Origin of the sequence: Streptococcus sp. FDAARGOS_256, assembly GCF_002289235.2 — a bacterium.
In the GTDB taxonomy this organism is placed as follows: domain Bacteria; phylum Bacillota; class Bacilli; order Lactobacillales; family Streptococcaceae; genus Streptococcus.
In genome coordinates this window covers 1,213,826-1,231,576 of sequence record NZ_NTGM02000001.1, presented here as the reverse complement: position 1 = coordinate 1,231,576, position 17,751 = coordinate 1,213,826, and the positions used below count along the sequence as shown (strand labels likewise).

Sequence of the window (17,751 nt, the reverse complement as noted above, 5' to 3'; positions counted from 1 at the left end):
AAGGATTTAGGAGTTCATGGATAAACGATTTTTTGAAAAACGCTGTAAGTTCAGTATTCGTAAGTTTACGCTTGGAGTAGCTTCGGTGATGATTGGAGCGACTTTCTTCGCAGCTAGCCCAGTATTGGCTGATCAAGCAAGAGTTGGTTCTACAACTAATTTGCCAAGTGAATTAGCTGATTTGGATAAGAAGGCTAGTGATGAGGGGCACGATTTTGACAAGGAAGCTGCCGCTCAGAATCCTGGTTCAGCTGAAACTACTGAAGGCCCTCAAACAGAAGAAGAGTTGTTGGCTCAAGAAAAAGAAAAGTCTGAAAAGCCAAGCAACCTGCCAAAAGAATTAGAAGATAAGTTGGAGAAGGCTGAAGACAATGGGCGTGATGTTGACAAGGATCAATTGGCCCAAGATACTGGGAAGCTCGTACCAGAAGATGTAGCTAAGACTACCAACGGGGAATTAAACTACGGCGCGACTGTTAAGATTAAGACGCCATCAGGAGAAGGTAGCGGTATTGTCGTTGCAAAAGACCTTGTCTTGACGGTTTCTCATAACTTTATCAAGGACAGCCAAGACGGCAATATCCGTAAGGTTGTGGATAATGACCAAGGGGATGGAGATATCTATAGCATCTCATATCCAGGATTGCCAGATGTCAAGTTTAGCAAGAAAGATATTATTCATTGGGATCGTGAAGGCTACCTGAAGGGCTTCAAAAATGATTTGGCCCTTGTGAGATTGCGTACAGTTCTAGAAAATACGCCTGTTGAAGTAACCAAAAAGCCAGTAGTTAAGAAAATCGGAGATAAGCTCCATGTCTTTGGTTATCCAGAAGGGAAATTGAATCCGATTGTCAATACTACAGTTGATTTTGCGGAACCATACGGAGAAGGTGTCCAAGGGATTGGTTACCAAGGAGGAAAACCGGGCGCTAGTGGTGGCGGTATCTTTGATACAGAAGGAAAACTGGTCGGTGTGCACCAAAATGGTGTAGTTGGAAAACGGAGCGGCGGCATTCTCTTCTCACCAGCTCAACTAAAATGGATCCAAGACCACATGCAGGGAATTTCAAGTGTGAAACCAGCAGACTTGGAAGAGAAAGAGAAACCGGCTGAAGAAAAACCAAAAGAGGATAAACCTGCAGCTGCTAAACCTGAAACGCCTAAGACAGTAACTCCTGAATGGCAAACAGTAGTGAATAAAGAGCAACAAGGAACCGTCACTATTCGTGAAGAAAAGGGTGTTCGCTACAATCAATTGTCTTCAACGGCCCAAAATGACAATGATGGCAAACCAGCCTTGTTTGAAAAACAAGGATTGACAGTTGATGCTAATGGAAATGCGACGGTTGATTTAACCTTCAAAGATGATTCTGAAAAGGGCAAATCACGCTTTGGTGTCTTCTTGAAATTTAAAGATACCAAGAACAATGTTTTTGTTGGTTATGACAAAGATGGCTGGTTCTGGGAGTATAAATCTCCAACCGATAGCACCTGGTATAAGGGGGGCCGTGTAGCAGCGCCTGAGACAGGATCAATTAACCGCCTATCAATTACCCTCAAGTCAGATGGACAACTCAATGCAACGAATAATGATGAGAAACTTTTTGATACGGTCACTTTGCCAGCAGCTGTTAATGAAACTCTCAAAAATGAGAAGAAAATCGTCCTAAAAGCTGGTTCCTATGGCAATGAGCGTACAGTTGTCAGCGTTAAAACAGACAATCAAGAAGGTGTAAAATCAGATGATACTCCTGCCCAGAAAGAAACAGGTCCGGCCGTTGACGATAGCAAGGTGACTTATGATACGATCCAGTCTAAGGTACTCAAGGCAGTGATTGACCAAGCCTTCCCACGTATTAAAGAATACAGTTTGAACGGGCATACCTTGCCAGGACAAGTCCAACAATTCAATAAAGTATTTATCAACAAACACGAAGTCACACCTGAAGTTACTTACAAAAAAATCAATGAGACAACAGCAGAATACTTGATGAAGCTTCGCGATGATGCTCACTTAATCAATGCAGATATGACAGTACGCTTGCAAGTTGTGGATAATCAGTTGCATTTTGATGTGACCAAGATTGTCAACCACAATCAAGTCACTCCAGGTCAGAAGATTGATGATGAAAGAAAACTTCTCTCCTCTATCAATTTCTTAGGAAACTCACTTGTGTCAGTTTCAAGCGACCAAACTGGAGCTAAGTTTGACGGGGCAACCATGTCAAACAACACTCATATCAGTGGAGATGATCATATTGCTGTAACCAATCCAATGAAAAACTTGGCTAAGGGTTACATGTATGGATTTGTTTCTACAGATAAGCTTGCTGCAGGTGTTTGGAGTAACTCTCAAAACAGCTACGGTGGTGGTTCGAATGACTGGACTCGTTTGACAGCATTCAAACAAACTGTTGGAAATAAAAACTATGTGGGAATCCAAAGTTCTGAATGGCAATGGGAAAAAGCTTATAAGGGCATTGTTTTCCCAGAATACACCAAGGAACTTCCAAGTGCCAAGGTTGTTATCACCGAAGATGCCAATGCTGACAACAAAGTCGACTGGCAAGATGGTGCCATTGCTTATCGTAGCATCATGAACAACCCTCAAGGTTGGGAAAAAGTCAAGGATATCACTGCTTACCGTATCGCGATGAACTTTGGTTCTCAAGCACAAAACCCATTCCTTATGACCTTGGATGGCATCAAGAAAATCAATCTCCACACAGATGGTCTTGGGCAAGGTGTTCTCCTTAAAGGATATGGTAGTGAAGGTCATGACTCTGGACACTTGAACTATGCTGATATTGGTAAACGTATTGGTGGTGTCGAAGACTTCAAGACCTTGATCGAAAAAGCGAAGAAATATGGAGCTCATCTAGGTATTCACGTGAACGCTTCTGAGACCTATCCTGAGTCTAAATACTTTAACGAAAATATTCTTCGTAAGAATCCAGATGGCAGCTACAGCTATGGTTGGAACTGGCTAGACCAAGGTATCAACATTGATGCTGCTTATGACCTAGCACATGGACGCTTGGCTCGCTGGGAAGACTTGAAGAAAAAACTTGGTGAAGGTCTCGACTTTATCTATGTGGACGTATGGGGCAATGGTCAATCGGGTGATAACGGTGCCTGGGCTACCCACGTTCTTGCAAAAGAAATCAACAAACAAGGCTGGCGCTTTGCGATTGAGTGGGGCCATGGTGGTGAATACGACTCTACCTTCCAACACTGGGCAGCTGACTTGACCTATGGTGGCTACACTAATAAAGGTATCAACAGTGCTATCACTCGCTTTATCCGCAACCACCAAAAAGATTCTTGGGTTGGGGACTACAGAAGTTACGGTGGTGCAGCCAACTACCCACTTCTAGGTGGTTACAGCATGAAAGACTTTGAAGGTTGGCAGGGAAGAAGTGACTACAATGGCTATGTGACTAACCTCTTTGCCCATGATGTCATGACCAAGTACTTCCAACACTTCACTGTAAGTAAATGGGAAAATGGTACACCAGTTACTATGACAGACAACGGTAGCACCTATAAATGGACTCCAGAAATGAAGGTTGAGCTAGTCGATGCAGCAGGTAACAAGGTTGTTGTGACTCGTAAGTCAAATGATGTCAATAGCCCGCAGTACCGCGAACGTACAGTAACGCTTAACGGACGTGTCATCCAAGATGGTTCAGCTTACTTGACTCCTTGGAACTGGGATGCGAATGGTAAGAAACTTCCTACTGATAAGGAAAAAATGTACTACTTCAATACGCAAGCTGGTGCAACAACTTGGACCCTTCCAAGCGATTGGGCCAAGAGCAAGGTTTACCTTTACAAGCTAACGGACCAAGGTAAGACAGAAGAGCAGGAACTAACTGTAACAGATGGCAAGATTACCCTAGACCTTCTCGCAAATCAACCATACGTTCTCTACCGTTCAAAACAAACCAATCCTGAAATGTCATGGAGCGAAGGCATGCACATCTATGACCAAGGATTTAACAGTGGAACCTTGAAACACTGGACCATTTCTGGTGATGCTTCTAAAGCAGAAATTGTCAAATCACAGGGAGCAAATGAAATGCTTCGTATCCAAGGCAATAAGAGCAAGGTCAGCCTTACTCAGAAACTGACTGGCTTGAAACCAAATACCAAGTATGCGGTTTATGTCGGTGTTGATAACCGTAGTAATGCTAAGGCAAGTATCACAGTGAATACTGGCGAGAAAGAAGTGACTACTTACACCAATAAGTCACTCGCGCTCAACTATATCAAAGCTTATGCTCATAACAATCGTCGTGAAAATGCTACAGTTGATGATACAAGTTACTTCCAAAACATGTATGCCTTCTTTACAACTGGATCGGACGTATCAAATGTCACTCTGACATTGAGTCGTGAAGCTGGTGATGAAGCAACATACTTTGATGAAATTCGTACCTTTGAAAACAATTCAAGCATGTACGGAGACAAGCATGATACAGGTCAAGGAACCTTCAAACAAGACTTTGAAAATGTTGCTCAAGGAATCTTCCCATTTGTAGTAGGTGGTGTCGAAGGTGTCGAAGATAACCGCACTCACTTGTCTGAAAAACACGATCCATATACACAGCGTGGTTGGAACGGTAAGAAAGTCGATGATGTTATTGATGGAAATTGGTCATTGAAGACAAATGGACTAGTGAGCCGTCGTAACTTGGTTTACCAAACTATCCCACAAAACTTCCGCTTTGAGGCAGGTAAGACTTATCGCGTAACCTTTGAATACGAAGCAGGATCAGACAATACCTATGCCTTTGTAGTCGGTAAGGGAGAATTCCAGTCAGGTCGTCGTGGTAGTCAAGCAAGTAACTTGGAAATGCATGAATTGCCAAATACTTGGACAGATTCTAAGAAAGCCAAGAAAGTAACCTTCCTCGTGACAGGTGCAGAAACAGGCGATACTTGGGTAGGTATCTACTCAACTGGTAACGCAAGCAATACTCGTGGAGATGCTGGTGGAAATGCCAACTTCCGTGGTTATAACGACTTCATGATGGATAATCTTCACATCGAAGAAATTACCCTAACAGGTAAGATGTTGACAGAAAATGCTCTCAAGAACTACTTGCCAACGGTTGCCATGACTAACTACACGAAAGAGTCTATGGATGCTTTGAAAGAGGCGGTCTTTAACCTCAGCCAGGCAGATGATGACATTAGCGTGGAAGAGGCGCGTGCAGAGATTGCCAAGATTGAAGCCTTGAAGAATGCTTTGGTTCAGAAGAAAACAGCTCTGGTAGCAGAAGACTTTGAAAGTTTGGATGCGCCAGCTCAACCAGGTGAAGGTCTTGAGAATGCCTTTGATGGAAATGTGTCTAGTCTATGGCATACATCTTGGAATGGAGGAGATGTAGGCAAGCCTGCAACCATGGTCTTGAAAGAACCTACTGAAATCACAGGACTTCGCTATGTTCCACGTGCCTCTGATTCAAATGGAAACTTGCGAGATGTGAAACTGGTTGTCACAGATGAGTCTGGTAAAGAACATACCTTCACAGTGACAGATTGGCCAAATAACAACAAGCCAAAAGACATTGACTTTGGCAAGACAATCAAGGCTAAGAAAATTGTCCTTACTGGTACCAAGACTTACGGAGATGGTGGCGATAAATACCAATCGGCAGCGGAACTCATCTTTACCCGTCCACAAGTAGCAGAAACACCTCTTGACTTGTCAGGCTATGAAGCAGCTTTGGCTAAGGCGCAGAAATTAACAGACAAAGACAATCAAGAGGAAGTGGCTGGAGTTCAGGCGAGCATGAAATATGCGACGGAAAACCATCTCTTGACGGAAAGAATGGTTGCCTACTTCGCAGACTATCTTAACCAATTAAAAGATTCTGCTACGAAACCAGACGCTCCAACAAGCAGCAAGGGGGAAGAACAACCACCAGTTCTTGATGTACCTGAGTTCAAAGGTGGCGTCAATGCAACAGAAGCAGCTGTACATGAAGTCCCTGAGTTCAAGGGCGGCGTTAATGCGGTCCAAGCCTTGGTTCACGAATTACCAGAATACAAAGGTGGAGCCAATGCGGTCCTAGCGGCTGCAAATGAAGTTCCAGAGTATAGAGGTGGAGTCAATGCAGTTGAGGCCTTGGTAAATGAAAAGCCAGCCTACACAGGTGTATTGGCTACAGCTGGAGATCAAGCAGCTCCAACAGTTGAAAAACCTGAGTACCCGCTCACTCCAAGTCCAGTAGCTGAAACCAAAACTCCGGGAGCGAAAGATGAAGAAAAACTACCTGCTACAGGGGAGCACAGCTCAGAAGTAGCCCTCTTCTTAGCAAGTGTGAGTATCGCTTTATCTGCTGCAGTCCTTACGACAAAACGAAAAGAAGACTAAACAGATTTGGTTTTAGAAGTCCAAAAGATCTCGAATCAAATAGGAACAAACAGCCGGAGAGGACCTCTTGGTTCTCTCCTTTTTCAAAGGAGAAATGATACCGCTTACTCATGTATGCGGATGAAAGGAATAGGAGAAAGATGGATAGACATTTTTTTGAGAAACGCTGTCACTATAGTATAAGAAAATTTGCAATCGGTGCAGCCTCCGTTATGATTGGTGCTAGTATCTTTGGCGCCAATATGGTTCAGGCGGCAGAAACAGCAACACCTTCAGAGACAGAGGGAAGTATCACTCATGTTCAAGCCTTGGATAAGTTACCAGATGATTTAGCCGCTGCGCTTGAAAAAGCAGATGCAGAAGCTGCAACAGAAGCAAGTCATGAAGAAACTCCAGCGACTGATGAGGGAACCAATCCTGCAGCAAGTGAAGAGGCAAAACCAGAGGCAAGCCCTGCAAGTCCCAAGCCAGCAGAAACGCCGAAACCGGTTGAAACACCAAAGGCAGACAAACAACCTGCGGAAACCACTACACCAGCAGTAAAACCAGCTGAAAAGACAATCGAAGATAGAGAAGATGTCAACCATCTCGAAGGTGCTACTGCTCAGGCAAGCAACCATGAGACTGGGACCAACTTTACTGCAGATAAGGCTATCGATGGAGATGACAATACCCGTTGGGCTACAGATAGAGATGCAGTAAAACCAACTTTTGAATTAACTCTTCCAAAAACTACCCTCATCAAGCATGTAGAAATAGACTGGGATCGTCGTCTTCGTAATGGGAAAAATGACCCCAATATCAAATCTTGGAGTCTCTACTACGCAGGTCAAGAAGACGTGGGCGCTAATGGAGAAAAACAATGGAAACTCGCTCATACCAAAACTGGAGATCCTGTTTTAGATGAGAAAGTAGATCTAGCTGAAAGTATCAAAGCTAAATATCTTAAGTTAGAAATTAACGACTATCAAGCGGGCACAATGGGCTGGAGAAACGTTGGAATCCAAGAAATTCGAGCTTATTCAAACGTTCCGGACCATAGTAGGGTAACGGATATCCGCCAAGTAACCGAACTAACAGTAGCAGAAGATGGACAGTCTCTTGTCTTACCAACTCTACCAGGAAAAGTCAGTCTCATTGGAAGCAATAAACAAGGTGTAATTGACCTTCAAAATCACATCTATAAGCCTTTGACAGACCAACGTGTCAAGGTCATGGTCCAACAAATCAGAGACAGTCATACCTTTACCAAAGAGTTTGAAGTAGTCATCAAGGGCTTACATCAGGACGAAGGTGTGGGTGTTAAACCAAAAGTAGCACCAGCTGTTCAACAATGGTATGGGAAAGAAGGCCAATCTTCTATCACTTCAGATACAGTTCTTGCGACAGGAGATTCAGGCTTTGATCAGGCTGCAACCTTCTACCAGTCAGACCTTGCAAGCCGTAGATTGGAACTAGCAACAGGTGACAAGCAAGCTCAAAAACGAATCGAATTTAAAAAGGTTGAAAACAAGGGTTATGGTAAAGAAGGGTATGGCATCACTATCCAAAATGATGTGATTACCATCGAAGCTGCCACAAACACAGGAGCCTTCTACGCCACTCGGACCCTTCTTCAAATGGGAGAAAGTAACCTCCAAAATGGCGAAATTCGTGATTTCCCAAGTTTCAGCCACCGTGGCTTTATGCTAGATACAGGTCGTAAATTTATCCCTTACGACACTCTTGTAGACATCATGCTCAACATGGCTTACTACAAGATGAACGACTTGCAGTTGCACCTCAACGATAACTATATCTTCCTAAAGGAACACTTGGCAGGTAAGAATTTAAGTCCAGAAGAACAACTCAAGTATGTACTTGAACACGCTAAGACTGGTTTCCGTGTGGAGACAGATATTGTCGGTAAGAATGGTCAAAAATTGACATCAGATGAGCATTATACCAAGGAAGAAATGCAAAATCTGATTAAACTTGCCAAGGCCTTGCATATCAACCTAGTGCCAGAAATTGACACACCAGGTCACGCCTTGTCCTTTGTCAAAGTCCGCCCAGACCTCATGTATCAAGGTAGTTTGAGTGATTATGCTGGCAAACACAACGTTGAACGTGTTGCTATGCTCGACCTAGATAATAAATACGATGAAACACTGGCTTTTGTCAAATCAGTTTATGACAAACTCCTCGATGGCCCAGATGCACCGCTTCATGGCGTGTCCACTGTTCATATCGGAACGGATGAATACTATGGTAGCAGAGAAAGTTATCGTCGCTATGTCAATGATTTGACCCAATATATCAAGTCTAAAGGTTACACTCCTCGTATCTGGGGCTCACTCAGTGCGAAACGTGGGAACACTCCTGTTGATTGGAACGGAGTAGAGGTTGATATCTGGAGTATCGGATGGCAACGACCAAATGAAGCCATTGCTCAGGGAGCTAAGATTATCAATATCACGGATGTACCGACCTATAGTGTGCCAAGTGGAAGCAATAGTCAAGCAGCCTACGGGGACTATGCTAACTACGAACGTCAGTACAATAGCTGGACACCGAATGATTTTAGAACAGGTGGAGGTCCACTTCTACCAGCTTCTCATCCAAGTATCATTGGTGGTGGGCACGCAGTTTGGAATGACAATATCGACCTTCATGAGACCGGTTTGACCTCTTATGATATCTTTAAACGCTTCTTCAAGAGCATGCAAACTACTGCGGAGCGCACTTGGGGATCTGATCGTGCAGCTGCGACCTTTGCAGAACGCACCCTACCAACGAGCCCTTATGCGCCACAGTCAAATCCTGATAAAGAGATTGATCAAAGCGACTTGTTTACCATCAATTCTGAAACAGTCAAGAACTATGCAAGCAAGAAAGTGAAGGCAAGCGAACAGGGATTGGCTTTTGAGAAAGATAGCAGTATCGAAGGCTTGGCTGGTGATGTTGGTCCAAGTCACGTCTTGAAGTTTGATGTAACTGTCACTGGAGACGGGGAACAAACCTTCTCAACAAGTGGGGACAATCGTATCTATCTAGCTGATAAAGACGGCTACCTTGCTTATCAATTTGAACAGTTCCATATCCAATTCAATAAAAAACTTGAAAAGAACAAACGTTATCAAATCTCCATCGTGACCAAACCACAATCTACAGAAGTCTATGTGGATGGTGAAAAGATTGAGCGTATTGCAAATCCAGCCCACCCTCGCTTTGCCCACAATAGCTTGGTACTACCGCTTGAAAGCATCGGTGGTTTCAAAGGAATCTTGCATAGCGCAGAGTTGTCAGACAAACCATTTGTAAATCCTCGTTTGATTTCAAATGATAAGATTACTGCAACCGCAAGCAGTCAGCAACTTCCAGGAAACGCGACTGAAGGCGCTGTTGAAAAGGCCTTTGACAATGATCCAAATACCTTCTGGCATACTAAGTGGACTGGTGACACTGCGCCATACACTCTTACTATGACCTTGAAAGAAGCAGAAAAAATCAATGGTTTGACCTATCTCCCACGTCCAGGTGGTGGAAATGGTGTCGTTACTCGCTACGAAATCTACGCACAAAAAGATGGCCAAATGGTCAAGGTTTCAGAAGGAAACTGGGACAACAATGCCCAAGAAAAAACAGTCAACTTTGCGGCGGTACATACCAACAAGATTGAGTTGAAAGTATTGGAAGGCGTTGGTGGTTTTGCAAGTGCAGCTGAAGTTCATCTATTGAAACCTGTGAAAGAAGAGCAAGAAACACCTGCACCAAGTCAACCAGAAAAACCAACTACACCTGAAAAACCAAAAGTAGAGCAAACAGGTGATGGAACAGTTGAATTGGCAGATCAATTCACTGCAAGTAAACCAGCTAGTGAAGACAGCATTGTGGCTGCCAGCAAGAGCGCAGACTATCTCAAGAAAGAGTACAAGGTCTTCCCAACGCCACAAAAAGTGACTTATGGCGAAGGTGTTACAGCCCTTCGTAAGCAAGTCAATCTGGTCATGGGCGATCAACTCGATGTCTATACTCGCAATCGCTTGAAGAGTGTCTTGCAGGACAATCAAGTATCTTATACAACTGGTAAGGCAGCAATCGCTGGCGCAACCAATATCTATCTTGGAGTGCATGGACAAGGCTCACAAGCAGAGCAAAACTTGTCCAATGTTTCAGCAGGTCTCTTTGACAAGATTGACGCCTATGTCTTGAGTATCAAGGATAATTCGATTTCCATCGTCGGAAAAGACACTGATGCAGTCTTCTATGGTTTGACAACCTTGAAACACATGCTCAAGGAAAGCCAAGTGCCAGTCCTTCGTAATGTGACAGTAGAAGATTATGCAGAGCTCAAGAACCGTGGTTTCATCGAAGGTTACTATGGAAACCCATGGTCGAATGCCGATCGTGCAGAGCTCATGCGTTATGGTGGCGATTTGAAATTGAACCAATACTTCTTTGCACCAAAAGACGATCCATACCACAACAAGAAATGGCGTGAACTCTATCCAGAAGAAAAACTAGCTGAAATCCGTGAACTCGCTCGTGTCGGAAATCAAAGTAAAACACGCTATGTCTGGACTATCCATCCATTCATGAACAACCGCATCCGCTTTGGCAATGAAGCGCATTACCAAGAAGATTTGGCAACCATCAAGGCTAAATTTACCCAGTTGATGAAAGTGGGTGTCCGCGAATTTGGTATCCTTGCAGATGATGCTCCAAGCCCAGTCGGAGGCTACAATAGCTACAACCGCTTGATGCAAGATATGACCAAGTGGTTGACTGAAATGCAGGGAACTTACAGCGGTCTTCGTAAAGAAATGATCTTTGTTCCTGGACAGTATTGGGGTAATGGACGTGAGGATGAGTTGAAATCCCTCAATGAAAATCTCCCAAGTTCAACATCCATGACCTTGACGGGTGGTAAGATTTGGGGCGAAGTCTCTGAAAGCTTCCTTTCAACTCTCAAGAACAATCTATCCGCAGGTGGCAAGACCTATCGCCCAGTTTCACTTTGGATTAACTGGCCAGTAACAGATAACTCGAAACAACACTTGATTCTAGGTGGTGGTGAGAAATTCCTTCATCCAAACGTGGATCCAAGTTTGCTATCGGGTATCATGTTGAACCCAATGCAACAGTCTGAACCATCTAAGATTGCCCTCTTTGCCGGAGCTCAATACTCATGGAAACAGTGGAAATCAGAAGAAGAAGCTAAGAAAATCAATGATATTGCCTTCAACTTTGTAGAAAATGGTCATTTTGAAGATAGCAAGGTATCAGCAGCCTTCCGCGAACTTGGTAAGCACATGATCAACCAAAACATGGATAATCGTGTCGTCAAACTAGAAGAATCGGTAGACTTGGCTCCAAAATTAACAGACTTCATGACCAAGCTTAAAGCAGGTCAGGATGTGACTTCCGAACGTGCAGCCTTGCGTGCAGAATTTGCCAAGATTAAAGAAGCAGCTGAGCTCTATAAAGCATCAGGTGATAAAAAGATGGTTGCCCAAATCCACTATTGGTTGGATAATGCAATCGACCAAATGAATGCCCTTGATGCCTTCCTTACAGGAACTGAAGCCATGGCTACAAACGATGCAGCCAAACTTTGGGATAGCTACTATAAAGGTTTGAAATTGTACGAACAGTCTCAAACTCACACCTTCCATTATGTAGACCATATGGAAAAAGCTGAATTGGGTGTTCAACATATTCGTCCATTTATCCTATCCTTGAAAGAAGTTCTGGCATCTGAAGTTCAAAAAGTCTTGCATCCAGATCAAATCATCAGTACCTTTATCACCAATCGAACAGGGGTAGAAGGTGGTTTGGCAGAAGTAACGGATGGCGATTTGGCAACTCATGCGATTATTAAATCACCAAATAGCATCAAGACAGGTGATTATATTGGTATGAAGTTCAACAAGCCAGTATCGATTCAAACCTTGACCTTTGCTATGGGAACCCAGGCTAATCCAAATGATACCTTTAGTAAGGCAGAAGTGCAGTATCAAGATGAAAATGACAACTGGGTAACCTTGAAAGAGCCAAGCTATGTCGGGAATGAATCCCTTCTTAAGTTTGAAAATCTCACTATCAAGGCCAAGGCAGTTCGCATGATTGCGACAGCAGACCGCGAGAACACTTGGTTTGCAGTTCAGGAAATTGCAGTCAACCGTCCAGTTGAAAAAGCTCGTAGCCAACAAGCAACGACAGTTAGTCTAAGCTCAAATCTAGTTTATAAACTAAATACCTCAGCCCGTCAAATCACTGATGGCAAGGACAATACAGAAGCCATGATGGCAAATGCTGATGGAAGCAATACAACTCCAGTAGATGCCTGGGCACAACTGGACCTCGGTGAAGTCAAGTCAGTCACTAAAGTACGACTTCGCCAAGGAACGGGTGATAAGCTTGCCGCAGGTGTACTTGAGTACTCTACAGATGGGACTGCATGGCAAGAGTTGGATCGCCTATCAGGAGAACAAACCAAGGAAGTGACCAGAGCTATTAATGCTCGTTACATCCGAGTCCGCAATACCAAGGCTCTCGACCTATGGTGGCGTATCCAGGACTTCTCTGTTGAGACACGCTCTGGAAACAGCGAGTTAACAGACACCAACGTGGAATCATTGAAGGAAACGCCGGTAGTGGATAGCTTAGGCAGTTACGAGCTTCAAATTCCAGCTGGAACCAAACTCCCTGCTCATAGCTATCTAGGTATGAAGCTTGACCGTATCCATCAGATCAAGAGCATCCAGCTCAAAGGTCAGGCCAACAACCCAGCTCTTAGTCTAGAGTACTCTGTAAATGCGCAAGAATGGACACCAGCTAGCCAGTTGACAGACAGATCTGTGGTGAGCCACTTGGTACGTTATGTTCGTCTGGTCAATAAAACAGATCAGGAACAAGCTGTGACAGCCACTTCTCTCCTTGTGACAACCAAAGAAGTACAACCAACCAAACTAGAATCTACAACTATGGGCATTCATCCAACATACGGAAGCAATGATGTTCGTAAACTGAACAACCTAGATCAACTATTTGACGGTGTTTACAACAACTTCGTTGAGTTTTCAGACTACGCCCATAAAGATGGTCACGTAACCTTGAAACTTGGTAGCGAACGCACTATCAAGAAGATTAGAGCTTACATCCAAGACGGAACGCAAAACTATCTTCGTGATGGTAAGATTCAAGTCAGCCAAGACGGTAAAACTTGGACTGATGTCGTGACAGTAGGAGATGGTGTGGCCAATAGCACACACGATGATTCATTGACAGATGGTTGGACACATGATTCTAAGATGCCAGGAAATCGCTATATCGAGGGTAAATTGGCGACACCAGTCAAAGCTAACTATCTCCGTGTCCTCTATACAGCAGACTATGATGCCCGTTTTGTAGGCTTTACAGAATTGGTCATCAACGATGGTGAATTTGTCAAACCAATCAATGATCCAACAGTAGAAGGAAGTAGTGGAGAAAGCCAAGGCAACCTTTATAATAATCTTGTAGACGGCAAAGTCTTGACCAGCTACAAGTCTGAAAAAGACAAGGGCGAATTGGTGTATCACTTGTCTGAACCAACTAAAGCTAACCACCTTCGTCTCGTTTCCAGTCTTCCTGAAGGAGCTAAGGCACGTGTTCTTGCTAGAACACTCAAGGATGGTCAAGACAGTTGGACAGACCTCGGTGCCATTACATCTAGTCTCCAAACCTTCGCTATCCGAAATGGTGGCTCTCTTCTAGACGTCAAACTAGTCTGGGAAGGTGGCAAGGCTGAGTTTTATGAATTGGCAAGCTTCCATCAAGAATTAACAGAAGAACCTGTTCAGTCAAGCAAGGGCGAAGAGCCAGCACCCGTTCTTGAGGTTCCTGAATTCACAGGTGGTGTCAATGCAGTTGAAGCCCTAGTACATGAACTTCCAGAGTACACAGGCCCAGTAGCGACAGTAGGTGATCAAGCTGCTCCAACAGTAGAGAAACCTGAGTTCAAGGGTGGCGTCAATGCAGTGATGGCTCTAGTGCATGAATTGCCAGAGTACACAGGCGCAGTAGCAACAGTAGGTGACCAAGCAGCTCCAACAGTAGAGAAACCTGAGTTCAATGGCGGTGTCAATGCTGTTATGGCACTGGTACATGAGCTTCCAGAATACACAGGTCCATTATCGACAGTAGGCGACCAAGCAGCTCCAACAGTAGAAAAACCTGAGTTTAAACTTAGCACTCTAGTTTCTGATCAAGGTAAGACTCCAGATCATAAACAAGAAATTGCTAGACAAGAAACAGCAAAACAGAGCTTGCCAGCAACAGGTGAGAGTCAATCTGACACAGCCCTCTTCCTAGCAGGTGTTAGCCTAGCCCTATCTGCTCTCTTTGTAGCAAAAACAAAGAAAGACTAGTATTTAGTAAAACCTCTTAACAAGATTACGAAATCCGTTTCCTATCTTTCCCAATGAGGTTTATAGTACAGAAAAAGCCTGAGAAGATGTCTTCTCAGGCTTTTGTTAAGCACATAAATGCAATAGTGCTATGAAAAAATCACCCAGAAAAATCTGGGTGATAAATGTTATGGTTGTGCTGGTTGAGGATTCTGATTTTGGTTCTGGTTTTGTTGACCAGGCGTTGTATTTGGTTGCTGGTTATTGGTATTATTGTTTGCACTATTATTCGTGCTTGGAGTAGTTGAGCTTGACTGTGCAGTTGAACTTTCTGATGTCGAGCTCGAACTTTCAGGTGTTGGGGTTTGTTGCGGAGCAGGAGCAGTCCATGCAGAACGAGCACCGTTTTTAAAGACGAACTCACCACTTCGATAGAGGCCTTCTGGCATAGTCCAGTCGCCAGGGTTGTTATCCTCAGACAGATAAGTCATCATTGAACGGTAAACCTTAGCTGCAACATAGAAGCCATCGCCAACGATAGGAGTAAGGCGGTTTGAGTAACCTGTCCATACAGCCATTGAATATTTGCGAGTATAACCAACAAACATTTCATCTGGTGCTACATAACCAGTATTTTTGATGTAGTTTTCAATTTCATCATCTGTATAGTTTGATGTACCAGTCTTACCAGCTTGAGGTAGCCAAGGGAGATAAGCACCACGACCAGTTCCGTATGCTAAGACAGTCTTCATCATTTCCGTCATCATATAGGCGGTCGTCTCTTTCATGGCACGAGTACCAGGATCAGCGTATTCTTTTGAGCTACCATCGCTAAAGACGATTTTGTTGATATACATTGGTTTATGGTAGATACCACCGTTAGCAAAAGCAGCGTAAGCAGCAGCCATTTTCTCACTACTTGCTCCGTACTTTTTGTTTGACTCAGTCGTATTACTTGAAATCGCGTTGGCATAGTGCATATCTGGATAGTCAATACCGATTCCATTTAGGAAGGTCTTGGCTCTATCCAAACCGACTTTGTTCAAGGTTTCTACGGCTGTAACGTTCCGTGATTGTTGGAGCGCATATTGGATGGTAATATTTCCAAAATAACTTCTATCCCAGTTGTAAACAGGAGTATCTGTTCCAGGATAGTTGTAAGGAACATCATGTACAATCGAAGCAGTTGAGTCGTAGATGTCATACTCTAAGGCAGGAGCATAGTCTGTGATTGGCTTCATGGTAGAACCCCAGTCACGGTTGGTTTCAACAGCTTGGTTGATTCCGAAGGAAACATTGCTTGATTGGTGACGAGAACCTAACTGAGCAATAACTTTCCCGTTTGTCACATCCACAATCGTTGAAGCTACTTGCATTTCATCATCTGGATAGTTGACATACTCGTCGGTATTGTAGATATCCCAGAGATGTTGTTGAACTTTAGGATCAACGTTGGTGTAGACATCCATACCAGTCGTTAAGAGGTTGTAGCCTGTTTCTTGTTCGACTTGATCGATTACCTCTTTGAGATAGTTGTCCATGTATGGAGGATAACTATTAGCCGATTTTAGACTTTGAAGTCCATCTGTAATCGGAGTATTAATCGCTTTTTCATATTGCTCAGCTGAAATGTAACCTTGCCCCTTCATCTCAGAGAGGACGAGATTACGACGTTCTTGAGCAGCTTCTGGATGCGAGTATGGATCATACTGGTTTGGAGCCTGAGGCATACCAGCAAGGAGAGCCAATTGAGGAATACTTAGATCTTTGAGATCCTTGCCATAGTAACTTTGGGCAGCTGTCTGCATTCCATAGTTACCGTTTGACATGTAAACCTTGTTGATGTAGTAGGTCAAGATCTCTTGTTTAGTCGCTTTTTGTTCTAGCTGAACGGCTAACCAAGCTTCCTGGGCCTTACGAGAAAGAGTCTGATCAGAAGTTGACGTAGAGAAATAAGTTAACTTGATCAACTGCTGTGTCAAGGTTGAAGCTCCTTGCAGACCTCCACCACCACGAAGGTTTCGGAGGGTAGCACCTAGGATACGGATTGTGTCGATTCCTCGGTGATTAAAGAAGCGATGGTCCTCAATCGAAACAATAGCGTTGACCAAATCGGTCGGTATTTCGTTTGCTTGGGCATTGACCCGACGTTCCGAACCAAGATCAGCGATAAGCTCGTCATTGCTATCATAGATCTTACTTGACGTTGTAGCGACTAGTTTACTTTCAGAAAGTTCTGGAGCCTTGCTAACATAGTAGAGGAAGAGACCTCCACCAAGCATTACAGCTGCGATAAATACAGTTAAGAGACTGATACTGACATACTTAGCTATTCGCAGAAAAGTTTGTTTGTTCATCTTGTTTTACCACCTAGTAAATGTTCTTTGATAATGTCGAGGTAGGGAATTTGAGGAAAGGCACCCGGCTCAATCCTATATCCATTTTCTCGAATATATCCAAGTGGCATTGACTTCTGTCCCTTATCTTGATGATAGAAACGGATGAGGTCAATAGCCGGTAATAAGTAGGTTTCTTGCTGAGAAGAAAAGTGAAGGAGTACAAAGCAGATTCCTTGCTGGGCAAGGACTTGTTCCATATGCTGGATCTGATGGGGATGAAAATTCTTCATCGGTATCGCATGTTTTTGCCTGGTTTCCTTTGCTTCAAAGTCGATGTAGTATCCATCATAAACCCCTGAATAGTCAGTAGTTGAAGCTTGTCTAAAGTAGGCTTCAACGATCTTGGCTCGACTTCGTTGGGGATAGTCGACACGTACGATTTGGATGGGAGTCGGTTTCTTGTGAATAACAGCTAACCCATGCGACAAATAGTAGTCGTTCGTAGCATTGATCATCTTTTCAAAAGACATTCCCCGATTTGCGAAATTTTTAGTTTGTGACAGGGGTGCTTGCCTCTTTTGAGATGAAATTTTATGTGGATAGTTGACCATAATTCTCCTTATTGGTACAATAACATCACTCTATTATATCATAA

General features: G+C 43.7%; 4 protein-coding genes. 2 read left to right on the top strand and 2 right to left on the bottom strand.

The window, feature by feature from the left end; all coding sequences use genetic code 11:
- Positions 1-16: 16 nt before the first annotated feature.
- Positions 17-6,385 (top strand): SpGH101 family endo-alpha-N-acetylgalactosaminidase, encoded by a 6,369-nt coding sequence (locus A6J84_RS06170; RefSeq protein ID WP_095726257.1) that lies wholly within the window; start codon positions 17-19, stop codon positions 6,383-6,385.
- 140 nt (positions 6,386-6,525) lie between these two features.
- The gene (locus tag A6J84_RS06165; RefSeq protein ID WP_095726256.1) at positions 6,526-14,778 is read left to right on the top strand and encodes an SIALI-17 repeat-containing surface protein; all 8,253 of its coding nucleotides are present in this window, start codon (positions 6,526-6,528) and stop codon (positions 14,776-14,778) included.
- A gap of 167 nt (positions 14,779-14,945) precedes the next feature.
- Here the strand turns inward: A6J84_RS06165 and pbp1a are convergent, their stop codons facing one another.
- Both pbp1a and recU read right to left on the bottom strand, forming a co-directional pair.
- Positions 14,946-17,114, bottom strand: a complete 2,169-nt coding sequence (pbp1a, locus tag A6J84_RS06160; protein ID WP_070696674.1) for a penicillin-binding protein PBP1A — start codon at positions 17,112-17,114, stop codon at positions 14,946-14,948.
- Positions 17,111-17,707, bottom strand: a complete 597-nt coding sequence (recU, locus tag A6J84_RS06155; protein ID WP_000248759.1) for a Holliday junction resolvase RecU — start codon at positions 17,705-17,707, stop codon at positions 17,111-17,113. The genes pbp1a and recU overlap by 4 nt, the downstream gene beginning before the upstream one ends.
- Between the last annotated feature and the right edge of the window lie 44 nt (positions 17,708-17,751).